The sequence below is a fragment of the Shewanella sp. 10B genome (assembly GCF_023475885.1).
GTDB classification, from domain to species: domain Bacteria; phylum Pseudomonadota; class Gammaproteobacteria; order Enterobacterales; family Shewanellaceae; genus Shewanella; species Shewanella mangrovisoli.
On the sequence record NZ_JAMDJO010000002.1, the window covers coordinates 278,824 to 302,790 of the forward strand.

Sequence of the window (23,967 nt, forward strand, 5' to 3'; positions counted from 1 at the left end):
CAAACTTCAATGTGTCCCTTCGGTTGGGATCATAATATTAATGAAATACTTAACAAAAATAGCCTTTATAGATATGCCTGTGTCGCTTGTAACACTTTCAGCATATCGACAGTTTCAGGGACATCATGGACACGAATGATATGTGCCCCTTTCTGGGCCGCTATCATGGCGCCAGCAAGGCTCCCCGCTAGACGCTCGGAGGTCGGTCTAGCAAGGAGGTTTCCTATCATGCTCTTACGGGATAAACCTATCAATATCGGCAGTTCAAACTGCTCAAAACGATCTAACTTCGCCAGCAGTTCATAGTTATGTTCTAAGGTTTTACCAAAGCCAAAACCCGGGTCGATTAGCAATCGCTCCCGCGGGATCCCCGCATCGATACAGGCTTGAATACGCTCACGCAAAAACTCATAAACATCAGCAACAAGGTCTTGATATTCGGGCGCCGTTTGCATACTACGCGGCGCGCCCTGCATGTGCATCAAACAGATGGGTACATTTAGCTGCGCCGCAGTCTCTAATGCCCTAGGCTCCAACAAGGCTCGCACATCGTTGATTAAATGCGCACCAGCATTCACCGCTTGTCGCATCACTTCGGGTTTACTGGTATCGACCGAAATCCACACATCATGGTGTTTCGCGACATATTCCACCAAAGGGATAACACGGGCGAGTTCATCCTCAACCGTCACATCGGCCGCACCCGGCCTTGTCGACTCGCCGCCGATATCGATGATAAGCGCCCCTTGGGCGACCATCTCATCAGCATGTTGGCAAGCTAATTCAAAGGAAGAGAACTTTCCACCGTCGGAAAAAGAATCGGGAGTAACATTCAGAATGCCCATCACGACGGGCGAGGCTAAGGATAAGCGTTTGGTTCCAGCAATTAATTCAAACACGCATTGACTCCATTTGGGACAGCTTGCTAGCGCGTTTCATCCGTTTTCTGCGCGGTTCACTCATGTGACTGATTTATATTGAATGACAGCGCAGTCAATTTTCTAGCAAGATAAAACAAGAAAACCCCTTAACGGGGTTCTCTTTCAATTAACAACCGCTACTTAACGGGTGACTCATCGGCATCTTTCAGCTCTGCCTCAACGGGAGCAGTTTTTACCACTTCGTCGACTTTAACGGCAGGTTCACCTTTGCCATTGCCTTTGTCGTTTGAACCATTGTCATCCGCTTGCCAATCGGCAGGCTGACGCACTTCACGACGGTTCATCAAATCGTCAATTTGCAGTGAGTCAATGGTTTCATACTTCATCAGCGCGTCTTTCATCGAATGTAGAATATCGATGTTATCCAGCAGAATTTGCTTAGCGCGGCCATAGTTTTTATCGATAAAGGCTTTCACCTCGGCATCGATAACCGTCGCGGTTTCATCGGACATCGCCTTAGCTTTACCCATGCTGCGACCTAAGAACACTTCACCTTCTTCCTCGGCATAGAGTAATGGACCGAGTTTGTCGGAGAAGCCCCACTGGGTCACCATGTTACGGGCAATCGACGTCGCATATTTAATGTCTTGCGAAGCGCCTGTAGACACTTTTTCGCTGCCGTAGATCAGCTCTTCGGCTAAACGACCACCATAGGCAACCGAAATCTGGCTTTCTAACTTACGACGGCTTTGGCTAATCGCATCGGCCTCAGGTAAGAAGAAGGTCACACCCAACGCACGACCACGCGGGATAATGGTAACTTTGTGCACAGGATCATGCTCTGGCACTAAACAGCCCACAATCGCGTGACCCGCTTCGTGGTATGCCGTCATTTCTTTCTCGGCTTCTGACATCACCATAGAGCGGCGCTCAGCACCCATCATGATCTTGTCTTTTGCACGCTCGAATTCTTCCATACCGACAACACGGCGGTTACCGCGCGCCGCAAACAGAGCAGCTTCGTTGACTAAGTTGGCTAAATCGGCACCAGAGAAACCTGGGGTACCGCGGGCAATTACGCTTGCTTTCACATCTTCAGAAAGTGGCACTTTACGCATATGCACTTTAAGGATTTGCTCACGACCGCGAACGTCCGGTAAACCCACAACCACTTGACGGTCGAAACGACCTGGACGCAGCAGCGCAGAGTCCAATACGTCAGGGCGGTTGGTCGCCGCAATCACGATAATCCCTTCGTTACCTTCGAAGCCGTCCATCTCAACCAGCATTTGGTTAAGGGTTTGCTCACGCTCATCATGACCGCCACCTAAGCCTGCGCCACGTTGACGACCTACAGCATCGATTTCGTCGATGAAGATAATACAAGGGGCTGATTTTTTCGCTTGTTCGAACATGTCACGCACACGAGATGCACCGACACCGACGAACATTTCTACGAAGTCAGAACCTGAAATGGTAAAGAAAGGTACCTTTGACTCGCCCGCAATCGCTTTAGCCAGTAAGGTTTTACCTGTTCCTGGAGGGCCAACCATGAGCACGCCCGTTGGAATACGGCCACCCAATTTTTGGAATTTGGTTGGGTCACGCAGATAATCGACCAGCTCTTTCACTTCTTCTTTGGCTTCATCACAGCCAGCAACGTCAGCAAAAGTGGTCTTGATTTGATCTTCGCTCATCAGCTTGGCTTTGCTCTTGCCAAAGGACATAGCGCCTTTGCCACCGCCGCCCTGCATCTGGCGCATAAAGAAAATCCATACCCCAATCAGCAGCAACATCGGGAACCAAGAAATAAAGATCTGGGTTAAGAACCCCGACTCTTCGGCTTCTTGGCCTTTCATGGTGATGCCTTTACGGTCAAGATCATTAATTAAATCTTGGTCATACAGTGGCATGATGGTCGTGAATTTTTCGCCCGTGCGCTTAGAACCTTCGATAGTACGTTGGTCACTTTTCACTTCAACACTGGCGACTTGTCCATCACGAACATTGTCTAGGAACGTAGAATAATCCATCTTCTGCGATGACGAAGAAGAGGGGGAGTAACCCTGAAACACTGACATCAGCACAACGGCGATGACAACCCAGAGTATTAGATTTTTTGCCATGTCACTCAAATTACTAGACCTCATAAAGTCTTGCGATGATTAACGCTAGGGTACTACAACTTGTACCCTGTCGCCACAAGATAGACTTCACGGGAGCGTGCCCGCGACGAGTCCGGTTTACGTGTTTTTACTACTTTGAATGCGTCTTTTACCGCCTTCATATATTCGTCAAACCCCTCCCCCTGAAAGACTTTGACCGCAAAACTGCCGTTAGGCGCCAATACTTGATGACACATATCTAACGCCAGTTCGACTAAATACATGGCGCGCGGTTGATCGACACCATCGGAACCACTCATGTTGGGCGCCATATCAGACAATACAACGTCAACCTTATCCGCACCGACGCGAGTTAGCAATGCTTCAAGCACTTTCTCTTCACGAAAGTCCCCTTGCAAGAAATCCACGCCGACGATGGGATCCATTGGCAAAATATCACAGGCGATCACTTTACCTTTATCTCCGGTCAGCTTGACGGCTATTTGAGACCAACCACCAGGAGCCGCACCTAAGTCCACCACAGTCATACCTGGGCGGATCAATTGGTCCTTCTCCTGGAGCTCCTCAAGCTTGAACGCAGCGCGAGAACGCAATCCCCGTTTCTGTGCTAGTTTGACATAATGATCATCAAAGTGTTCCTGCATCCAACGGGTGGAACTGGCCGTACGTTTTTTACCTGACATTTAAAATCCGCAACAATTGAGAGTTACACAAGGGCTATATAAGGGTAGAATAGCGGTTTTTCAACAGTAACTCAGCAAAAGTTGGTAGAAATGAACTTAACAACCAAACAAAAACAGCATTTAAAAGGTCTGGCGCACAATTTAAAGCCAGTGGTGCTGCTTGGTGCCAATGGATTGACTGAAGGTGTACTCGCTGAAATTGAAAGCGCACTCGCTTATCATGAACTGATTAAAGTGAAAGTAGCCTCTACCGATAGAGAGCTAAAAAATGCCATCGTTGATGCCATAGTACGTGAAACTCAATCTGCAAAAGTGCAACTTATTGGTCATATTCTGGTGATTTATCGTCAATCGCCTGAAATGAAAATTGCCCTGCCAAGAGCTAAGTAATTTTCCAGCCTGAAACAAAACGGCCACTCAAGCGAGTGGCCGTTTTGTTTTTAGCACTTATGGCGTATCTGTGATGACTTGCACTTTATAATGCTCTGGTGTTAATCCCAAAAATTCGGGCAATGAAGTCCCGACCGATATTGATGAGAATGTGCCAGTTAAAATGCCGATAAACATGGCAATCGAGAATCCTTCCAACGGCCCGCCACCCATAATCCATAACGCTCCCACCGTCATTAAGGTGGTGCCCGAGGTTACCATGGTACGGGAAAATGTCGCGACAATCGCTTGGTTGTTAATCTCTTGGATAGCAAGCTTTGGCTTAGCAATCAATAACTCCCGGATCCGGTCGGCAATAATGATCGAATCGTTGAGCGAATAGCCTAAAATCGCCAGCACGGCGGCGAGCACGGTTAAATTAAACTCCATTTGGGTTAATGAGAAAAAGGCGAGCACGAAAATCACGTCGTGCACCAGTGCAAACAACGCACCGGAGGCGAGACGCCATTCGAAGCGATAACTCAAATAACCTAAGATACACAGCATGGCCACCAACAAAGCAAGACCGCCCTGCTCGGCTAATTCTTTACCCACTTGTGGGCCGACAATACTGGTGTTCAGTACTTGCACTTCACCCAGTGGCGCTAAGGTTTCTTGAATATCGACATTACTTTGTGCCGTATCAGCATAGCGCAATACCCAACGTCCGGGTTCACTGGCCGAAATCACAGTCACCTCTTGCTGATAAGCCGCGTTCAATAGCGGTTGCAGCTCGCTGCTGGTGATCCGCCTATCGAGCTGCACCTCGGTCACCACACCGCCTGTAAAGTCTAAGCCCCAGTTAAAGCCTTTCATACCAATAATGGTGAGAGAGGCCAACATTAAAAAGATAGAGATAGCGCTCGACATATAACGCCATTTGGTCAGATTGAGATTCTTCATAGTTATACCCTCACATGGCGGCGCGCATCACGCCCATACACTAGGTTGATTAAGGCTCTTGAGGCAAAAATACCGGTAAACATACTGGTCAACAGACCTAAACCTAAGGTCAAGGCAAAGCCTTGGATGGGACCATTACCGATGGAATAGAGCACAACTGCGGTGATCATAGTGGTGAAGTTAGCGTCGAAAATGGTTGAGAACGCACTGTCAAAGCCAGTGTCAATCGCTAGGGCGAAGCTGCGCCCCTCTTTCAACTTGTCTTTAATCCGCTCGAAGATCAGTACGTTGGTATCGACCGCCATGCCGACTGTTAACACCAGACCAGCAATGCCGGGTAAGGTCAATACCGCGCCGGGGATCAGCGCCAACAAACCAAAGAGGATCACCATGTTAGCAATCAAAGCCACATTGGCCACCCAACCGAGACGGCGATACCAGAGCGCCATAAACAGCAAGGTAATTCCCATACCAAGGCCGAGCGCAGCAAAGCCGTTTTGGATGTTCTCGGCGCCAAGGGTTGGGCCAATGGTGCGCTCTTCAACAATGGTCACGGGCGCCGTCATTGAGCCCGCGCGTAGCAGCAGCGCTAATTGCTGCGCCTCTTGATAGGTGCCTGCGCCCGTAATTCTAAAGCGATCTCCGAGCTGTGATTGAATGGTTGCGACACTGATGATCTCTTGGGTTTGCTTAGCTTTGCCCTGCTCATCCCGGCTATATTCGCTGTAGGATGTTGCCATCGGCTTACCGATATTAGCGCGGGAGAACTCCGACATTTTTTGACCGCCGATACGGTCGAGGTGAATGTTCACTTCGGCCATGCCCATTTCGCCAATATTGGCGCGGGCATCGACAATATGATCGCCGCCCAATACGGGCGTGCGGGCCACATAAACAGGATTGCCAGATTTATCCTTCAGCACCTGCGCATTCACTGAACCCGATTCTTTAACTTCAAAAAAGGCTAGGCTTGCGGTTGCGCCTATCACGTTTTTCGCAGCGGCCGGGTCTTGGACACCGGGCAGCTCGATACGAATACGATGTTCGCCCTGACGTTGTACTAGAGCCTCAGTGATGCCCAGCTCTTCAATCCGGCTACGCATAATTTGCAGGTTTTGCTGCACGGTTAAATTACGTAACTTGATTTGCTCTTCTTGAGCAAGTTTTACCACTAAGCCATTATCCGCATTGGTTAATTGCCAAGTCGGGTAGCTTTGCTGCATAAACTGGCGAATAGCTGAGCGCGCGTTATTGGCAGATTGAGCCGTGTCATTAAATGCAATTGCAATTTGCAACCCTGCATCATCGCGCGTGCTGTCAATACGCACACTGGCGCCGCGAATTTGCTGTTCACGCAAAAACTGTCGAAGGGACTCCACTAATGCATCTGCTTGGGCTTGATAGACGGGCTGCACATCCACATCCAGCAAAAATTGCACTCCGCCGCGTAAATCGAGCCCGAGTTTAATCGGTTCAAAGCCCATATTTTGCAGCCAACTCGGCGCAGCACTCACCAGTGCCAGCGTGAGCTCTTTCGGCTCACTCACCATGGACGACACTAAGGTCTTCACCAAGGTTTGCTCGCTGTCATCATTGAGCACGATAAGGGTTTGCCCACCTTCGGAGGTATTGGCACCGCCATGTTGGGCATGCTTAACTTCGATACGTTTAACCTCAACGCCCTGCGCCTTTAATTTATCCCGCAGTTCAATGGGGGTTAAATTAAGCCCCGCTTTAGCGCCCACCTGCACGGCGGCGTCTTCTCCATACCAAGTCGGTAATGCACTGAATAACATCACGATAATGGTAACGATAAGCACAAGGTATTTCCAAGCTGAATAATGATTTAGCAGCTTTTTACTCTGAAATTTATCCATAGATATCACTCGCATGATATTGCCCTCTCTGATAGCCAAATGCTGCGCAAGTAGCGCTAATAACCATGAGCGAACAATCACTGTATGTACGGTGAAACCTGTAAATACCTATCCCACAAGGAGTGCGCTAAGCGCTTGCAAACTCAGTGGTGATAACCAGTTAAATTCGTCTAAACCGAATGGATTTAAATCTAAGGCGATTTAGTCGCACCTTCGGCAATCACTCCGCAGGCTTTGACGCTAGGTTATCGGGTACAGGTTTCGGATGACAAAATGCAAAGTTAATCAAAGGTATCCGTAGAAGCGTATCGTTCAGGTGACGAACTCAAACGGTATCGTGATGGATAAGCCTTGCTAACTTGCGACAGAGAAGTGAGTTAAGCAGCTTGCTGACTAAAGCGATATTGGAGGTTGGAGACTTTCCAGCCGGAGATCCGCGCGGGTGAAGATTCGGCTAAGAGAGTCCAATCCGGGCGAGCATCGAGGCGAATATTTTCCCCTAATGCGGGCGCTGACTCGGGTACAAACTCAAAGGCCAACAGGTAAACAGGCTTCACCTCACGCATATCATGCTGAACAAGATTGATAAAACGCTGGGAGTTAACCGGAGCAAAATTAAAATCATCCGAGTGACTGACTAATTCAGGCTCGGAGCAATCGGTGGTTTGTGCCTTATCAACAGCAGCACAGACCGCTTTGCTATCGCTCGCCGTCGATGGTGCCGTTGAGTGATGTGATGCAGTGCTCTCTTGCACTGTAAGTGATGGCGTATCCGCGGTAGGCGCAGTTGTTACTACCGTTTTAGGCGCCAGATGCTGTTGCTGGGCGGTTAAGCTGCGCGGCGCATAGCCACCCGCATGGGCGATCAAGATGATCGACACGCAGAGTAACATTAATCCTTGGCGCCAGTGCTTAATCAAACTCAGTTCCTAAAAGGTACACGCAACCATTTACGTGATGAAATATTTGCAGAAGAAACCACGCTTTCTTGGATAGCTTTCGTAAAGAACCTTGATGAATGCATAGAAAGCTCCAAGCTTGCAGCTTAGGTAACGGCCGCTTTAGAGGCAAGTTAAACTTTATCCATCTTGCGAATTTGTGCGCTGAAGATGCTGTTCTTGCAGTGTTTTAGGTATAAAAAGGGCATAAAAAAAGCCGCGCTAGGCGGCTTTTTATCGGTAAACAATCGAGTCTGACGTACTAAGACTTAGATGTATTGCACCGAAATAATTTCGTAATCGGTCAAACCACCTGGGGTTGCGATCGACACTTCATCACCTTCATTCTTGCCCACTAAACCACGGGCAATCGGAGAGTTAACTGAAATCAGGTTTTCTTTGATGTTAGCTTCATCGTCGCCCACGATACGGTAAGTCACTTCCGCATCGGTATCCAGATTGAGGATAGTCACAGTGGTGCCAAAAATGATACGACCATTGTTCGCCATCTTAGTCACGTCGATAATCTGCGCGTTAGAAAGTTTGCCTTCAATGTCACGGATACGCGCTTCACAGATCCCTTGCTCTTCACGGGCTGCATGATATTCCGCGTTTTCCTTCAGATCGCCTAACTCTCTCGCTGAGGCAATCGCTTCAGTGATTTTCGGGCGACGTTCAAACTTGAGCATATCTAACTCTTTACGCAGCTGTTCTGCACCGACAACTGTCATAGGAACCTTAGTCATAACTTCTTTCGTCTCCTTTAAAACAAAAGCAACCCGTGCCGACGCTAAAGGTCAACACAGTAAAATCAGGGTGGAATTGCGCTATTCTAATCGTTATGCGCTTGGGATGCATCAAGAACTATGCACCAGTGCAGCTTACTGAAGCTCAGGCTCAGATGCTAGTGCCAAAGTATAATAGTGCGAACTTAAGTAGGATAAAACAAAATGCCCACAAACGAACTTGTGGGCATTGCTAAGGAGGAGCATTAAAGCCTGCGCTTATTCAAGCCCAGCTTCGAAGGTCAAAAAGATTTCGCTAACTGTTTTATCGGCAAGCGATTTATCTGGGCTTGGACGTTCGATTGAAGCATGCAGCAGATAACGACCAGCTGCGGGCAGCGTCATCGCCACTTTACCTTCTTTATCCGAAGTTAAACTGATTTCTTCCGGCTTGTTACGGTACAGGCTACCATCCTTCATGATCGCCACACTCACACCTTCGACAGGCTTACCATCGTAAACAAACTGCAGTGTTGCTGGTTCATTTTCAACGATATCAGCGGGATGGGTAATAGGGACCAATTCCAAGTATTCACCTTTCGGCGCTAATACCTTATCGGTGGGTTTGTTGCGGGTAACATAGGTTTCGACCCGCGCCACATTTAATGAGCCTTTTAGCTCATAGGCATCCTTTGGCATCACGGCTGCTGTCGCTTTTTTATCGAGTCGACTGCGTACCATGCCTTCTTTACCTTTGATTTGGTAAACAGAAAAGTATCTCGGCGTGACTTCTTTCTCGAACTTATAGGTACCGTCTTGCAGTAATTGCACATCGAACACCGATTTACGACCGCCAGTGTAGCTTGAGCTTGGGGAGCTTGACTTACCATCGGGTAAGTACACACGCACATCGCTGGCGGTGACCGGTTTATCGTACATAAACACTTGGTTACTGGCGGACACATCAGATGTGATCCACACCGCCTCTTGGCTTTCGGCCGAGACGTTATAGTGGCTAGGTAAAATCCAGCGATCTGGCTGCTCGCCAATGGGCTGATGCATAGCGCGCTAACTAAGGCAAGTAAACGTAGTTTCATCTTCATATCCTTTTCAGTAAAGTGCAGGGCTTAGCGAGTCATACCGCTCAAGCGAATATCAATCACGCCAGTTTCAGTGGTTGCTGGTAGCTGGGCGGTAAAATCCCCCGCCGTTAAATCCAGATTTTGCCTCACGAGGTCACGCCCGCCGTGCTCACGCACCACTTCGATAAACACTGTGTAGGAGGCTGGCGTCAGCGGTTTACCCGCATCATCCGTTAAGTCCCAATCAATTTTGTAATGGCCTGCGGGCTTAGTCGCCGAGGCGATACCGTCAACAAAGCTCATGTCTTCGCGCCCAGCCTTTCGCCACCAACGACGAATATCCTTGAGCCATTTATGACCCTCGTCCCATACCCATAGGCTTATGGTTTTAACGGTTTGCCCCTTGCTATCCTCAACCCACACGGCCACATAGGGTCTGTGATACTGACCCTCAGTAATTTCTGGCAAGGTCAAATCAACGGTCATTTTCGGCGCGGCAAATACCGCTGAACTCACAAACAACGCACCGATGGCGCTGGTGCGAATAAGCTGACGCATCATTAATCGGTTCTCCCTATGGAACAAAATAGACATACACAAGTGCACAGCCTGAACTGACGAGCACCATATAAAACAAGGATTTTTTAAGTCGTTTCGTTTGAGGCAGCAGCAAATAAGCGCCGGTGAGCGAAAAGAGAATAATCAGCAAGGCGCAGATATCTAACACCCAAGCCCAGACAATCCCAGTATTGCGCCCCTTGTGCAGATCGTTCAGCACCGCAATAACGCCATAATCTAAAGTCTCAACATAGGCTTTACCGTCAAGCAGATCTAAGGTGACGGTGCGATAGGTGCCTGGGCCTTTATTCACTAGGCTTATCTCATCCTCATCGATATCGGCAGTGCCAATATCCATATCCCACTGGCTTTTTAACCAATACCCCGCCGCTAAACGCCACTCATGCTCCTGCGGTGCAGCAGGTATTAAATAATTAGGAATATCAAACTGTTCACGTCGCGGTTCTTGATCCGCTGAAGAAAACCAATTTGGATGGTTTAAGGTGATCCCGGTTACGGCAAAAAACAGCATTAACAGCAGCAATGCCATAGAGACATAAACATGAATAGTCCGAGCGAAGGAAAGCGATGATTTACTGACTTTTAATTTCAATGACTGACTCTCAAGAAGGGATATTAGGCGAGCGCCTAAATCGCCACCAACCTTTAGCTAATAGCCTGTATTAACGAAAGTTAATGGGATAGAGAGTAAATGATATTTATTATCAACAAAACCCAGCTTTACATTCTTTACATCACAAGTACGGTATAACGGCAACGTTGATGGAAAATATCGCAAACTCGTAGAGCGAGAAAAGCAGCGGAGAAAATAGAAATAATTGTAAAACCGATACAAATTCAACTAGATAAAACTTAACCTTTTACCCTCTAATCTCTGTAAAAATTTACTTATTCACCCCTCTCGTTTACAGAATCGCAATCGGCTACAATCCGCCGCCGGCGACTTGCTGGTACTTCCAAAGGAAATATCATCTTGAGTACAACTCTGCTCAAAAAAATGCGTTGCCTACACATTATCTGGCTCGCACTAATACTTAATGCCTGTGTTGCCCCACTGCTATTGATGTCACCCCAAGGCCAACTCATGTGGGCACTGCTAAAACCCCTTGTCGGATTAAATCCAAATGACGTGGGGCTATTCGAACAGCCGCTGATTAAAGATCGAATGAAGGCTCTGCTCGGAGACAACTACGAGACCACAGTATCGCTGCTGAAAACCGCCGATAAAATTCAACAGGAAGGCCCACTGTTTTATATGGTATCGACCTATACACCAGTGCCGGAAATGGCCGAAAAAGCAGGCTTTGTGTGGAACTCAGAAACCAACCAAATGGCGGTGATGTTGCTTACGGGTGGCTCGCCAAAAATTATCTCTGAGCAATTTACTGATCAGGCAGAGAAACTGGTACCAAGCTGGCCTAAAGAACTGGCTGACTACACAGATCCGCAAAAACTACAGCAAAAGGCGATAGATGCAGGCACGGAAAAGCTGCAAGAACAAATCCCAGCGGCTGCGCCCCTAAAAGCGGTTGCCACTGGAGATGTAAAAGCGACACAGGAAGCGGTGCTTGAAAAGGCGGTGAGTGAAGTCGCAGCTCCCGCAGCGGTTAAAGAAGTTAAACCCGTACAATAATCACTAATCAACGCTCTGCGAGCGTTTTAGTCGCATTTCACTTTTGTCGGTGTCAGCCACAGTGCTTATTAAGCACTGTGGCTTTTTTATCTCGGTGCCCCCCCATTCCCAAAGCGTCTCTTAGCCCTTAGTCATTCGCACATAGCCAAATAAAGCCATAACACGCGAGTAATAGAGCAGAAGATTGAAAGATAACGAAGTAATAAGGGAGTGACTCGAAAAGCACATACAAAAGACAGAAAGCAAAAAGCCCGTCGTAGGACGGGCTTTTTAACTATGGCTGGGGTACTAGGATTCGAACCTAGGTATGCCGGGATCAAAACCCGGTGCCTTACCGCTTGGCGATACCCCAATTAACTTTTTTCACTTTGATGGTACGGGAAGAGAGACTTGAACTCTCACACCTCGCGGCACCAGAACCTAAATCTGGCGTGTCTACCAATTTCACCATTCCCGCATCAAAATGTACCAGATTGGCAAACAAAGGCGTCTCTGGATTTTTACCAGATAAATCAAATTGATTTAACGTGGATTTAAATATGGTAGCAATGGCGGGACTTGAACCTGCGACCCCAGCATTATGAGTGCTGTGCTCTAACCAGCTGAGCTACATTGCCATGGCTGGGGTACTAGGATTCGAACCTAGGTATGCCGGGATCAAAACCCGGTGCCTTACCGCTTGGCGATACCCCAAAAACAGAGAAACATGAAATGATGGCTGGGGTACTAGGATTCGAACCTAGGTATGCCGGGATCAAAACCCGGTGCCTTACCGCTTGGCGATACCCCATCACTAACTTGTTTCATACATCCGCTTACGCCGATGTTTAAAAATAATGGTACGGGAAGAGAGACTTGAACTCTCACACCTTTCGGCACCAGAACCTAAATCTGGCGTGTCTACCAATTTCACCATTCCCGCACTGCTTCAAGTTGACATCCTGAATTGATGCTAGCAAACGCTAGGATAACGAAATGGTAGCAATGGCGGGACTTGAACCTGCGACCCCAGCATTATGAGTGCTGTGCTCTAACCAGCTGAGCTACATTGCCACTTCGTTATTGCGCGCCCCTCGTAGCGAGGAACGGGGCGTATTATGCTTATTCGAGGTATCGAGGTCAACAGCTTTTTTTCGCTATTTCCCTCGAGACAAACCGTTCGGCTATTACTTCACCAAACTGAGCAACAGATGCGCTAAATCGACCTCTGTTGCCCGTATTTTGCCTTACTTTCTAAAGCTTAGCCCTTTATCAAAGCTGTTAGACGTTAAACAGGAAGTGCATAACATCGCCGTCTTGAACAATGTATGTCTTGCCTTCTACACGTAACTTACCCGCTTCTTTGGCGCCCGCTTCACCTTTATAGGTAATAAAGTCGTCAAATGCCATCACTTGAGCACGAATAAAGCCACGTTCGAAGTCAGTGTGGATAACACCTGCCGCTTGTGGTGCAGTCGCGCCGACTGAAACGGTCCAAGCGCGCACTTCTTTCACACCTGCGGTGAAGTAAGTTTGCAGGCTCAGCAATTGGTAACCGGCGCGGATCACGCGGTCTAAACCTGGCTCTTCTAAACCGAGGTCAGCCATAAACTCATCACGCTCTTCGGCCTCCATTTCAGCCAGTTCTGACTCAATGGCGGCACACACAGACACAACAATGGCATTTTCTTTTTCAGCAATGGCACGCACTGCATCTAAGTGTGGGTTGTTTTCGAAACCATCTTCAGCCACGTTAGCGATATACATGGTTGGCTTTAAGGTTAAGAAGTTTAAGTAAGCAACCGCTTCTAATTCTTCCTTAGACAGCTCCATAGAACGCAGCATATGGCCTTCATCGAGGATGGGGCGCATCTTCTCGAGTACATCCACTTCAAATTTAGCGTCTTTATCGCCGCCCTTAGCGCGTTTTTGTTGGCGGATCACCGCACGCTCTAAGCTGTCTAAGTCGGCTAATGCCAATTCAGTGTTGATGACTTCGATATCGCGCGCAGGGTCAACACGGTTAGCTACGTGGACAATGTTGTCATCTTCAAAGCAGCGCACCACATGACCGATAGCATCGGTTTCACGGATGTTGGCAAGGAACTTGTTACCTAAACCTTCACCTTTAGACGCGCCCGCTACTAGACCTGCAATATCTACGAATTCCATGGTGGTTGGCAGTACACGTTGCGGATTTACAATCGCCGCCAGCGCGTCTAAACGTGGATCCGGCACAGGTACTACGCCAGTGTTTGGCTCGATGGTACAAAACGGGAAGTTTGCCGCTTCGATGCCAGCCTTAGTTAACGCATTAAAAAGCGTTGATTTACCTACGTTAGGAAGACCAACAATGCCGCATTTAAAACCCATATTCTTACCTTTCTCTCGATGATAGGCTGGCGAGTCACACTCACCAGCAAGTTTATAGTCAGCCTGCCCTTAGGCAGTACATTGATTAATTCTATTGTCCTGTGTTCGCCGTCCTTTCGCGGGCCGCGAGCACTGGGCTTACTCTGCTTTAAAGGAGTGTAAGCGAGTCATGGCTTTCACCATGTCCTCTTTAAATAGCACTTCTGTGGAACGTACGGCTTCATCCACGGCGGCGTTGATCAGCTCTTGTTCTTTGGCTGGCGCTTTACCCAGTACGTAACCACTTACTTTATTCTTATCGCCAGGATGGCCAATCCCAATCCGTAAACGGTAGAAGTTTTTATCATTAGCCAGTTTAGCAATAATGTCTTTTAAACCGTTATGGCCACCATGACCGCCACCGAGTTTAAATTTAGCCACACCTGGCGGCATATCCAACTCATCGTGGGCCACTAGAATTTCTTCAGGCGTAATACGGAAGAAATTCGCTAAGGCCCCCACGGCTTTGCCACTTAAGTTCATATAGGTGGTTGGGATCAGCAAACGCACATCTTTGCCATGCAATACGGCTCTGGCGGTGAGGCCAAAATACTTGCTATCCGGCACTAAGCTGACGCCACAGATGCGGGCCAATTCTTCCACATACCAAGCGCCCGCATTATGGCGAGTCTGCGCATATTCGGCGCCAGGATTGGCAAGACCTACGATTAATTTAATTTCGCTCATGACACTCACTAATGGCACTCAATACTGCGTTAATTGGTCGATGGCAAAGCGCACATGGACGACCATCTTGAGTTAATAATGCCGCTTATGCTCGTTAAAAACGCGGCATTTTAGCACTCAATGCGTAAGTCAACAAATGCCGAGTGAGTCAGCACTCACGATGTGGCCTAATTGAGCCCCATCGCATACTTCAGCACGGTTCGCTTGATGGGGGAGTTAATATTGGCCAGTTTTAACGCGCCGTTACGCAGTAATTTAAGTGGCAGAATGTCGTTACTAAAGCCTGCGTAAAACACATCCATGGTCGTCATCATCAATTGATTATCGCGATAACGTTTAGCTTGATAGGCTTTTAATACCTCGGTGGACCACCAAGGTTTATCCTCGGTTAATGCAGACCTGATGACCGCCAGTAAGGCCTCGACATCTTTAAAGCCGAGGTTAACCCCTTGGCCCGCCAACGGATTAATGGTGTGCGCCGCATCCCCTAAAATCACCACATTCGGCTTAAAATAGGCATTCGCGTGGCGGCGTGTCAGCGCAAAACTGCCTTTGGCTTCGACAGTAAAGTCACTGTCTAAGCGAGCGGGAAAATGCTGGCGGATTTGGTCGGCAAGCTGCTTATGATTCAGCTGCATTAACTGTTTAATGCGATTGGCATCATCATACCAGACTAACGACGCATGATTGCCGGGTAGAGGTAATAACGAGCGCGGGCCGTTAGGGGTAAATTGTTGCCAAGTGACATCTTGCTGGCCTTGGGCGGTTTGGATATTAATCAGCATCGCCGATTGGGCATAGTCCCACCCCGAAATGCCAATCCCCGCCCATTGGCGTACTTGAGAGTTCGCACCATCGGCCCCGATGAGCAGCTTTGCCTCAAGCTTGATACCGGATTGTAAGTGTACGCTCACCCCGCCTGAGAGGCGCGAAAATGTCGCCACTCGCTCGGGGCAAAACAATTTAATCGCATCCCATTGCTGCATTTGCTCCCACAGGGCAAGTTGCACCAAGCGGTTTTCTACAATATGCCCTAAATGGCTCGCACCAATTTGTGAGCTATGGAATTGAGTAATGCAGCCATCAAGCTCCCAGGTTTCTAAGCCCAGATAAGGCACATTACGCATTTTAAGCAGACTCTCGAGCGCGCCTAGCTGCTCGAGTAACTGTTCAGAGGCCACGCTTATCGCCGACACGCGCACATCTAATGGCTGCTCGGGGGAATAAGCCTCGGGGGCGAATGATTCAATCACCGCCACCTGTAACCCTTGCTTCGCCAGCCCGATAGCCGTTGCCGCGCCCACCATACCGCCACCGACAAGGATCACATCAAATTGTTGAGTATCTGTGGTTGTCTGGCTTGGTTGCTGTGTTTGGCTTATCGCTTGGCTCATCTTAGTTACCACTCTTTAGAATTCTTTCCATTTATCTGACGCACTTTACTCTTAGCAGAGCTCGAACTTAAGCCTCAAGCTTAAAGCGCATCACTCTGATCACGGGCATTGTATCAAAAGCATGTCAATTTCAGCTCAAAGGTGAGCAAATGTTGCTAGGGGCGCATTTGCTCACAGTTGCTTACAAAGGCAAGTTTTCAGCCTTGGCAAAGCCACTACACTCTAAGGCAACCCCGCGGGGATCTCAGGCGGTCTGCGGGATAAGCCGATTAGCTTCTCACTTAGCGAGCCCTAGCCGTTCGGGACGAGTTACCAGTGAATCCACTTAACAGAGTTAGTGAGGATGTCATGAAAACACTCATCCACTTGCAGATAGCCAGTAGTCTACTGATTTGCAGCGCAATCCCATTTAGTCATGCCTTGGCGGCAACACCCGTGATGGAAACCATCACAGTCAGTTACCGCGACCCGCTCGATTATGCCCTATATCTACATACCACGGAAATGTTGAGCGTATTTCGACTCGAAATCCGTGAAGACATTAGCATTCAAGCCCGTAATAGCTTGTTAGAAATGGCAAATGCGGCCCAATTTAGCCAACCATCCCTCGCACAAAACTCATCAGCTGGGATAAACCTAGCTTCTTTGTGGGTATCACAATCTCAAGGGATTAGCGAGTAAAAATGTGGACAAAGCTGGTCAGCGGCCATAACTGCGGGTAAAATGTCGCGCTATTTTTACTGGGCGGCCGGATTTGTCTGTAACAGGGCAAAGGCAGCTTGGGCACATATTTACTGGGCAGCGTAGGGCAACACAACTGATGAGCAAAAAACTCCATATTAAAACTTGGGGCTGTCAAATGAATGAGTATGACTCATCCAAGATGGCGGATCTTTTAGGCGAATACCAAGGTTACACCTTGACTGAAGAAGCAGAAGAAGCGGACATTCTACTGCTAAACACTTGTTCTATCCGCGAAAAAGCGCAGGAAAAAGTGTTCCATCAGTTAGGTCGTTGGAAAACCCTTAAAGATAAAAATCCCGATCTGATCATTGGTGTGGGTGGTTGTGTTGCATCGCAGGAAGGTAAGGCGATCAAAGACCGTGCTCAATGCGTCGACATCATTTTTGGACCACAGACACTGCACCGTCTGCCGGATATGATCGACCAAGTACGTCGTGGCGAAAAGGCCGTGATCGACGTGAGCTTCCCTGAAATCGAAAAATTTGACCGTCTACCAGAACCGCGCGCCGAAGGCCCAACGGCGTTTGTGTCTATCATGGAAGGTTGCAGCAAGTACTGTTCATTCTGCGTGGTGCCTTATACCCGTGGTGAAGAAGTCAGCCGTCCATCGGACGACATCATCCTCGAGATTGCCCAACTGGCAGAACAAGGTGTGCGCGAAGTCAACCTGCTCGGTCAAAACGTTAACGCCTACCGTGGTGCAACCCACGACGGCGGCATTTGTACCTTTGCCGAGCTATTACGCTATGTTGCCGCAATCGACGGTATCGACCGTATTCGCTTCACCACCAGTCACCCGATTGAATTTACGCAGGACATTATTGACGTTTACGAAGATACCCCTGAATTAGTCAGCTTCCTGCACTTACCTGTGCAATCCGGTTCTGACCGCATTCTGACTGCAATGAAGCGTGGCCATATGGCGATTGAGTACAAGTCAATCATCCGCCGTCTGCGCAAAGCCCGTCCTGATATCCAAATCAGCTCTGACTTTATCATTGGCTTCCCCGGCGAAACCAAAGAAGACTTCGCCGATACCATGAAGTTGATTGAAGATGTGGCGTTCGACCACAGCTTTAGCTTTATCTACAGTGCGCGCCCAGGTACTCCTGCGGCAGATTTACCCGATGACGTTGATATGGAAGAGAAAAAACAACGTCTGGCGATTCTGCAAGACCGTATCACTCAACAAGCCATGCGTTACAGCCGCCATATGATGGGCACAGTACAACGTATTCTGGTTGAAGGCCCATCGGTGAAAAATCCTATGGAGCTGCGCGGCCGCACCGAAAACAACCGTGTCGTCAACTTCGAAGGCCTGCCAAAGCACATTGGTAGCTTTGTGGATGTCGAAATTGTTGACGTTTACACTAACTCACTGCGCGGTAAATTTATCCGCGGTGAAGATGAAATGGATCTGCGCCGCAACCTGCGCCCATCGGATATTCTGGCGAAACACAAACAGGATGACGATCTCGGTGTGACACAATTTAAGCCTTAAGGGTTTAAAATTTAGCGAGTAGCACCTATATCAGGGCGACATGGTTAGTTAACCTCAGTGTCGCCCTTTTTGTTTTGTGTCCTTTTGCCTTCTATAGAGCAGCTATTCAAAACCCTTGGGCTTAACGATTTTCCGTTAGCAATTATCCGCTATGGCTCGTAAACTGAGATTATCTTCTGATTAGAGACTGCGATAGCAAACAGGCATCGCACTAGGCTTTTTACTCAGCACTTTGCTTGGTATTTGACAATAGGAGTACTATTTGTCCAGTAAATTAACCACAATGAATCTGTATCTCGAACCCGCAGAAACCCGCCGTTTGGCCTCGCTGTGCGGTCCCTTCGATGACAATATCAAACAGATTGAGCGTCGCGTTGGCGTTGAGATAGTCCGTAAAAACAACCATTTTCAAATTACCGGACTGCCACGTAACTGTTTAAGTGCTAATAACTTACTTAAGCAGCTCTATATCGAAACCCAAACGGTCAAGGGCAGCACGCCGGATCTCGATCCAGAACAAGTGCACTTGGCAATCCAAGAAGCCATCGCCTTAGAGCAGGACGACAGCGGTGACGATAAAGCCTTATTTATCAAAACCCGCCGTGGTGTGATTAAACCGCGTAACCCCAACCAAAGCACCTATGTGGCCAATATTGTTCGCCACGATATTACCTTTGGTATTGGCCCTGCGGGAACGGGTAAAACCTATTTAGCAGTGGCCGCCGCCGTTGATGCATTAGAGCGTCAAGAAGTGCGCCGGATTCTGCTCACCCGCCCCGCGGTTGAAGCAGGGGAAAAACTCGGCTTCTTACCCGGCGATTTAAGCCAGAAAGTCGACCCTTACCTGCGCCCACTTTATGATGCCTTGTTCGAAATGCTCGGCTTTGAAAAGGTGGAACGCTTAATAGAGAAAAACGTCATCGAAGTGGCGCCACTCGCCTATATGCGTGGTCGCACCCTAAACGATGCCTTTATTATTCTCGATGAGAGCCAAAACACCACGGTCGAACAGATGAAGATGTTCTTAACCCGTATTGGCTTTAACTCACGCGCGGTGATCACGGGCGACATCACCCAGACAGACTTACCCAAACATGTTAAGTCGGGTCTGCGCCACGCTATTGAAGTCCTGAGCCAAGTTGAGGAAATCAGCTTTAACTTCTTCGTGTCCCAAGACGTAGTGCGTCACCCAGTGGTTGCTCGGATTGTCGAAGCCTATGATGCTTACGATCGTAAAGAGCAGGCATTAAAGGCCGAAAAAGAGCGCCGCGACTATCAACAAGCGCACCCACAAACGCAACCGGAAGTTTTAAAGCATGAGTCTTGATTTAGCCTTAGATGTGCAATACGCCACGGCGAGTGACTATCTGCCGAGCGAAGAGCAGTTTGCCCTCTGGGTAAAAACCGCCATTGGTAACAGCATGGAACAGGCGGAGCTGACCATCCGCATCGTCGATGCCCGTGAAAGCCAAATGCTAAACAGCACCTACAGAGGCAAAGACAAACCCACCAATGTGTTGTCGTTTCCCTTTGAAGCACCGCCAGAAATTGAACTTCCACTGCTTGGAGATCTTGTCATTTGTGCCGCAGTCGTTGAAAATGAAGCGCGTGAACAAGATAAAACCCTAGAAGCCCATTGGGCACACATGGTTGTACATGGTTGCCTGCATCTGCTAGGTTATGATCACATTGAAGACGAAGAAGCCGAAGAGATGGAGTCGTTAGAGACTCAACTCATTGAAAGCTTAGGTTTTACTGACCCATATAAGGAACAATAATTAACCGCGGTGCCAAGCATCAAAGTTAATGAGAAAACTATGAGTGACGATATCCCCCCGAGTACGAGCGCCCAAAAGAAAGGCTGGTTTGACAGAGTAAGTCAGTTATTTCAGGGCGAACCTCAAAATCGCGAAGACTTAGTCGATGTGATTGATGGCGCAGAGCAGCGCGAGTTAATCACCGAAGACACCCGCGAAATGATCAAAGGTGTATTAGAAGTTTCTGATATGCGTGTTCGGGATATTATGATCCCACGAGCTCAAATTGTCGCGATTCAAATCGACAATACAGTCGAAGAATTGCTCGCAACGGTTATAGGTTCAGGCCATTCTCGCTTCCCTGTGGTAAACGAAGATAAGGACCATATCGAAGGCATTTTACTGGCTAAAGATTTGATCCCTTATGGTTTCTCAAACAGTGAAGAACCCTTCTCCCTTGAGCGCGTGATCCGCCCCGCCGTCGTTGTGCCTGAGAGCAAACGCGTCGACGTGCTACTCAAAGAATTCCGCTCCCAGCGTTACCATATGGCGATTGTCGTCGACGAATACGGCGGAGTATCGGGTCTGGTAACCATTGAAGATATTCTCGAAGAAATCGTCGGTGAGATTGAAGACGAATTCGACCACGATAGCCCTGAAGACACAGAGATCCGCAAGGTCGGTAACACTGTCTACATGGTGAAAGCGTTGACGCCTATCGAGGATTTTAACGAAGAGTTTAATACTCACTTCAGCGATGAAGAGTTTGATACCGTCGGTGGTTTAGTGTCCCATGCCTTTGGTCATCTGCCGGAGCGTAATGAGAGCATTATGATCGAAGGTATTGAATTTAAAGTCATCAATGCCGATACCAGACGCTTAATCCAACTCAGAGTTAAACTCCCCGACCCCAATGTCGGTGAAGACGTAGAATAACCCTCTGCGTAAGAATAACGCTCAGTGTAAGAAGAATTATCCGTGCTAACTAAGATTCGGGCTTTTGCCCAACAAAAGTCCCGACTGAGCGCGTTACGGCTCGTGCTGGCGTTTATTTTAGGCGCCAGTACGGCGCTTTCCTTTGCCCCCTATTCCTTGTGGATTATCTATCCCGTCGCCATGGCCTTAGCCCTGTGGCTGAGTGGCTCCTTGGGTCCTAAAGTCAGCTTCTTCCATTGGTTAAGCTTTGGTTTTGGCTGTTTTGCCGTTGGGATCAGTTGGGTGCATGTCAGTATGGACACCTTCGGTGGCCTCCCCTTAGCCGCCTCAGTGGGGCTAATGGCGCTGTTAGCCCTCTATTTAGCCCTCTATCCGGCCTTAACGGGCCTCGGTTTAGCGTGGTTGACTCGCACTAATACGCCCTCGTTATGGCGTAATCTATTACTCTTCCCCGCGCTTTGGGTCTTAACCGAATGGGCCAGAGGCTGGGTGATGACGGGATTTCCTTGGATCTGGGCCGGCTACTCCCAAACCCAAGGTCCATTAAAGGAACTCGCAAGTATCATTGGCGCCTTGGGACTCAGTTGCTTAATTGCGATGCTCGCTGGCGCCTTGGCTCTGTGTTTTAGCAAGCGCTACAAAAGCCTGTTGATTTTACTGCCGATCATCGCAGTCGCGGCCTGGGTTGCCCCAAAGCTAACGCAAATTAAGCCAACAGGCGAGTCAGTCAAAGTTGCCCTTGTTCAGGGTAATATCCCCCAGAGTATGAAATGGGAACCCGAGGCGCTCTGGCCAACCCTATTGAAATACATGGATTTATCCCGTGAGCACTTTGACGCCGACATTATCGTCTGGCCAGAAGCTGCGATCCCTGCACCAGACTACCAAGTGCAAGACTTTTTGGATAATGCCAACAAGGTCGCCAACCTTAATCACACTTCAATCATTACGGGGATTATTAGCCGTCAACAGGACGAGTTTTATAACTCTTTGATAGTGCTGGGTAACCATAATCAGAAGCAGCAAGACACGCCCGATTATGAGAGGGATGGCAGCAACCAGTTTAAGAAACACCATCTACTGCCTATCGGCGAATTTGTGCCCTTTCAAGCTTTACTGCGCCCGATTGCGCCTTTCTTCAATCTGCCCATGTCTTCCTTCGCGCGGGGCGATTATCAACAGCCTAATTTGAGCGCCGTAGGTCATAAAATTGCTCCAGCAATTTGTTATGAAATCGCCTTCCCAGAGCAACTGCGTGACAGTGTTAACCTCGGTACGGATCTGCTATTAACCGTATCGAATGATGCGTGGTTTGGTAGCTCAAATGGCCCGTTGCAGCATATGGAAATTGCCCAAATGCGCGCCATCGAATTGGGCCGTCCTCTAGTGCGCGCCACCAATAACGGCGTGACCGCGGTTGTCGATGAGAATGGCAATATCACAGCTGCACTGCCGCAATTTGAAACGGGCGTGCTGAGCGCGACGATTCCACTGGTCACAGGCCAAACCTGGTTTGCGAAAATCGGCCAAACGCCGCTGCTACTGCTCTGTGGTGCGCTCCTGTTACTCGGTTTTATTCGTCGTAAAAAACAGCAATAGAATTTGAAATGATTAATCAAAAACACACTCAAGGCTTTACCTTAATCGAACTCGTGGTCGTTATTATCGTGCTGGGGATTTTAGCGGTTATCGCGGCACCGAAATTTATCGGCATGAGTAAAGAGGCGCGAGAAAAAAGCCTACTGCAACTCCAAGCCAGCGTTAAAACCGCCAATACCTTAGCCTATTCCAAGACCCAAATGCCGAGCTTACAGAGCCAAGCCGTTGTGGGCCGTGACGATATTATCGACATCGACCTCGATGGCAATGGCGAGGCAGAAACCCGCCTGAAGTGGGGATATCTAGACAATACCGATATCGAAAAATGGATTGTGAAAGACGATAAACTCGTCATTCAATATCAAGGTATTGATATCACTTACATTGGTTACGACTTGAATGACGATACCTTAGTCGACGACGATCAGTGTTATTTCCGTTACACCCAAGCCGCCGATGCCAGCACACCACCGCTTTACGATATCAATGTCCAAGGCTGTTGATGATGCATAAAAAACGACGCTAAGCGTCGTTTTTTATTTCTAGCACAACCGCAAGACTAAGGCGTTAACGCCTCGCGGGTAAACTCTTCATGGTCACACTCGGGGCAATCTGGGATCACTCCCGGGAACTCGATACTCATTTCATGGCCGCAGTTAGTGCACACCATCACCCCTTGGCTGACGATATCGCCGCTCTGGTAATAACCATGGTGTTTAAAATCTTGCGTCAACTCGTGCCACTCCACTTGGCTACGGTCAGTGATTTCACTTAACCAATGCCATAGAGTATTTTCTAGGGTGATCACCGTTGGGCTGTGACTTAAGCTATCGGCGTTTTGCTCACGCAAAAAGCTGGCAATATCACGCTTTAAGAATTGCTCCACTAAGGCGAGCTCATCTTCCCCCGCTTGTTCTTTGAGGCGTAAAAACTCCTTCCCTTGAGTGACAGACTTAAATAAATTCTTTGCAGTCAGCGAGTTATCTTCCGCAAATTGCGCTTTCACTTCGTTAATTAAGGCTTGATACAGTCCTAGTAGCGCACTACTTCTATCATTCATAACCAATACTCCTTCATAGAACCTTTTTAATGCATCGCTTCT

The 23,967-nt window shown here is 48.5% G+C and carries 22 protein-coding genes, 7 tRNA genes and 1 pseudogene; 9 read left to right on the top strand and 21 right to left on the bottom strand.

Annotated features, from left to right (window positions below):
* Positions 1-65: 65 nt before the first annotated feature.
* The 3 genes from folP to rlmE all read right to left on the bottom strand — a co-directional run bounded on the left by folP (position 66) and on the right by rlmE (position 3,690).
* Positions 66-899, bottom strand: coding sequence for a dihydropteroate synthase (gene folP / locus M0415_RS08685; protein WP_249554306.1), 834 nt, complete (start codon positions 897-899; stop codon positions 66-68).
* 158 nt (positions 900-1,057) lie between these two features.
* The gene (ftsH, locus tag M0415_RS08690) at positions 1,058-3,031 is read right to left on the bottom strand and encodes an ATP-dependent zinc metalloprotease FtsH (RefSeq protein ID WP_164717925.1); all 1,974 of its coding nucleotides are present in this window, start codon (positions 3,029-3,031) and stop codon (positions 1,058-1,060) included.
* 29 nt (positions 3,032-3,060) lie between these two features.
* Positions 3,061-3,690, bottom strand: a complete 630-nt coding sequence (gene rlmE, locus M0415_RS08695) for a 23S rRNA (uridine(2552)-2'-O)-methyltransferase RlmE (protein WP_011621809.1) — start codon at positions 3,688-3,690, stop codon at positions 3,061-3,063.
* 90 nt (positions 3,691-3,780) lie between these two features.
* Here rlmE and yhbY point away from each other — a divergent pair, with 90 nt between their 5' ends.
* Positions 3,781-4,080 carry a ribosome assembly RNA-binding protein YhbY gene (gene yhbY / locus M0415_RS08700; protein ID WP_011716136.1) on the top strand — a complete coding sequence of 100 codons (300 nt, stop codon included), beginning with the start codon at positions 3,781-3,783 and terminating at the stop codon, positions 4,078-4,080.
* A 57-nt stretch (positions 4,081-4,137) separates the two neighbouring features.
* Here the strand turns inward: yhbY and secF are convergent, their stop codons facing one another.
* The 7 genes and pseudogenes from secF to M0415_RS08735 all read right to left on the bottom strand — a co-directional run bounded on the left by secF (position 4,138) and on the right by M0415_RS08735 (position 10,815).
* Positions 4,138-5,022: a protein translocase subunit SecF gene (gene secF, locus M0415_RS08705; RefSeq protein ID WP_249554304.1), complete on the bottom strand. Its 885-nt coding sequence runs from the start codon at positions 5,020-5,022 to the stop codon at positions 4,138-4,140.
* Positions 5,023-5,024: 2 nt separating this feature from the next.
* On the bottom strand, positions 5,025-6,899 hold the full coding sequence (secD, locus tag M0415_RS08710) for a protein translocase subunit SecD (RefSeq protein ID WP_249554302.1): 1,875 nt from the start codon (positions 6,897-6,899) through the stop codon (positions 5,025-5,027).
* 377 nt (positions 6,900-7,276) lie between these two features.
* Positions 7,277-7,792 carry a hypothetical protein gene (locus M0415_RS08715; protein WP_249556582.1) on the bottom strand — a complete coding sequence of 172 codons (516 nt, stop codon included), beginning with the start codon at positions 7,790-7,792 and terminating at the stop codon, positions 7,277-7,279.
* Positions 7,793-8,106: 314 nt separating this feature from the next.
* Positions 8,107-8,583, bottom strand: coding sequence for a transcription elongation factor GreA (gene greA / locus M0415_RS08720; RefSeq protein WP_011621805.1), 477 nt, complete (start codon positions 8,581-8,583; stop codon positions 8,107-8,109).
* Positions 8,584-8,841: 258 nt separating this feature from the next.
* A pseudogene (locus tag M0415_RS08725) lies at positions 8,842-9,659 on the bottom strand (DUF4198 domain-containing protein).
* A 30-nt stretch (positions 9,660-9,689) separates the two neighbouring features.
* Positions 9,690-10,202: a DUF2271 domain-containing protein gene (locus M0415_RS08730; protein WP_249556581.1), complete on the bottom strand. Its 513-nt coding sequence runs from the start codon at positions 10,200-10,202 to the stop codon at positions 9,690-9,692.
* A gap of 16 nt (positions 10,203-10,218) precedes the next feature.
* A complete protein-coding gene (locus M0415_RS08735) occupies positions 10,219-10,815 on the bottom strand; it encodes a PepSY-associated TM helix domain-containing protein (RefSeq protein ID WP_249554300.1) in 597 nt (198 codons plus the stop codon).
* A gap of 405 nt (positions 10,816-11,220) precedes the next feature.
* Here M0415_RS08735 and M0415_RS08740 point away from each other — a divergent pair, with 405 nt between their 5' ends.
* Positions 11,221-11,856, top strand: a complete 636-nt coding sequence (locus tag M0415_RS08740) for a hypothetical protein (RefSeq protein WP_249556580.1) — start codon at positions 11,221-11,223, stop codon at positions 11,854-11,856.
* 277 nt (positions 11,857-12,133) lie between these two features.
* Here the strand turns inward: M0415_RS08740 and M0415_RS08745 are convergent.
* The 10 genes from M0415_RS08745 to M0415_RS08790 all read right to left on the bottom strand — a co-directional run bounded on the left by M0415_RS08745 (position 12,134) and on the right by M0415_RS08790 (position 16,328).
* Positions 12,134-12,208, bottom strand: a tRNA-Gln gene (locus M0415_RS08745).
* Positions 12,209-12,228: 20 nt separating this feature from the next.
* Positions 12,229-12,313: transfer RNA gene (locus M0415_RS08750), tRNA-Leu, on the bottom strand.
* Positions 12,314-12,396: 83 nt separating this feature from the next.
* Positions 12,397-12,473: transfer RNA gene (locus tag M0415_RS08755), tRNA-Met, on the bottom strand.
* Between the two features lies 1 nt (position 12,474).
* Positions 12,475-12,549: transfer RNA gene (locus M0415_RS08760), tRNA-Gln, on the bottom strand.
* Positions 12,550-12,571: 22 nt separating this feature from the next.
* Positions 12,572-12,646: transfer RNA gene (locus M0415_RS08765), tRNA-Gln, on the bottom strand.
* A 47-nt stretch (positions 12,647-12,693) separates the two neighbouring features.
* Positions 12,694-12,778 (bottom strand) — tRNA-Leu (locus M0415_RS08770).
* Positions 12,779-12,832: 54 nt separating this feature from the next.
* Positions 12,833-12,909: transfer RNA gene (locus tag M0415_RS08775), tRNA-Met, on the bottom strand.
* A 207-nt stretch (positions 12,910-13,116) separates the two neighbouring features.
* Positions 13,117-14,208 carry a redox-regulated ATPase YchF gene (gene ychF / locus M0415_RS08780; protein ID WP_011621800.1) on the bottom strand — a complete coding sequence of 364 codons (1,092 nt, stop codon included), beginning with the start codon at positions 14,206-14,208 and terminating at the stop codon, positions 13,117-13,119.
* A 138-nt stretch (positions 14,209-14,346) separates the two neighbouring features.
* Positions 14,347-14,934 (bottom strand): aminoacyl-tRNA hydrolase, encoded by a 588-nt coding sequence (pth, locus tag M0415_RS08785; protein ID WP_011621799.1) that lies wholly within the window; start codon positions 14,932-14,934, stop codon positions 14,347-14,349.
* A 167-nt stretch (positions 14,935-15,101) separates the two neighbouring features.
* On the bottom strand, positions 15,102-16,328 hold the full coding sequence (locus tag M0415_RS08790) for an FAD-dependent monooxygenase (RefSeq protein ID WP_249554298.1): 1,227 nt from the start codon (positions 16,326-16,328) through the stop codon (positions 15,102-15,104).
* Positions 16,329-16,676: 348 nt separating this feature from the next.
* On the opposite strand from M0415_RS08790, the gene M0415_RS08795 reads away from it, so the two are divergent.
* The 7 genes from M0415_RS08795 (at position 16,677) to M0415_RS08825 (ending at position 23,368) form a co-directional block, all read left to right on the top strand.
* Positions 16,677-17,009: a hypothetical protein gene (locus tag M0415_RS08795; protein ID WP_249554293.1), complete on the top strand. Its 333-nt coding sequence runs from the start codon at positions 16,677-16,679 to the stop codon at positions 17,007-17,009.
* A gap of 139 nt (positions 17,010-17,148) precedes the next feature.
* Positions 17,149-18,573, top strand: coding sequence for a tRNA (N6-isopentenyl adenosine(37)-C2)-methylthiotransferase MiaB (gene miaB, locus M0415_RS08800; protein WP_089068288.1), 1,425 nt, complete (start codon positions 17,149-17,151; stop codon positions 18,571-18,573).
* A 262-nt stretch (positions 18,574-18,835) separates the two neighbouring features.
* Entirely contained in the window at positions 18,836-19,900 is a 1,065-nt protein-coding gene (locus tag M0415_RS08805; protein ID WP_088210888.1) for a PhoH family protein, read from the top strand.
* Complete coding sequence (ybeY, locus tag M0415_RS08810) at positions 19,890-20,351, top strand: rRNA maturation RNase YbeY (protein WP_023268295.1); 462 nt, start codon at positions 19,890-19,892, stop codon at positions 20,349-20,351. Before M0415_RS08805 ends, ybeY begins: the two co-directional genes overlap by 11 nt.
* 39 nt (positions 20,352-20,390) lie before the next feature.
* Positions 20,391-21,266: a CNNM family magnesium/cobalt transport protein CorC gene (gene corC, locus M0415_RS08815; protein ID WP_011716122.1), complete on the top strand. Its 876-nt coding sequence runs from the start codon at positions 20,391-20,393 to the stop codon at positions 21,264-21,266.
* Positions 21,267-21,308: 42 nt separating this feature from the next.
* Positions 21,309-22,865 (top strand): apolipoprotein N-acyltransferase, encoded by a 1,557-nt coding sequence (lnt, locus tag M0415_RS08820; RefSeq protein WP_249554291.1) that lies wholly within the window; start codon positions 21,309-21,311, stop codon positions 22,863-22,865.
* An 8-nt stretch (positions 22,866-22,873) separates the two neighbouring features.
* Positions 22,874-23,368: a type II secretion system protein gene (locus tag M0415_RS08825; RefSeq protein ID WP_249554289.1), complete on the top strand. Its 495-nt coding sequence runs from the start codon at positions 22,874-22,876 to the stop codon at positions 23,366-23,368.
* 56 nt (positions 23,369-23,424) lie between these two features.
* Here the strand turns inward: M0415_RS08825 and M0415_RS08830 are convergent, their stop codons facing one another.
* Positions 23,425-23,925, bottom strand: coding sequence for a zinc ribbon-containing protein (locus tag M0415_RS08830; RefSeq protein ID WP_011621790.1), 501 nt, complete (start codon positions 23,923-23,925; stop codon positions 23,425-23,427).
* Positions 23,926-23,967: the final 42 nt, after the last annotated feature.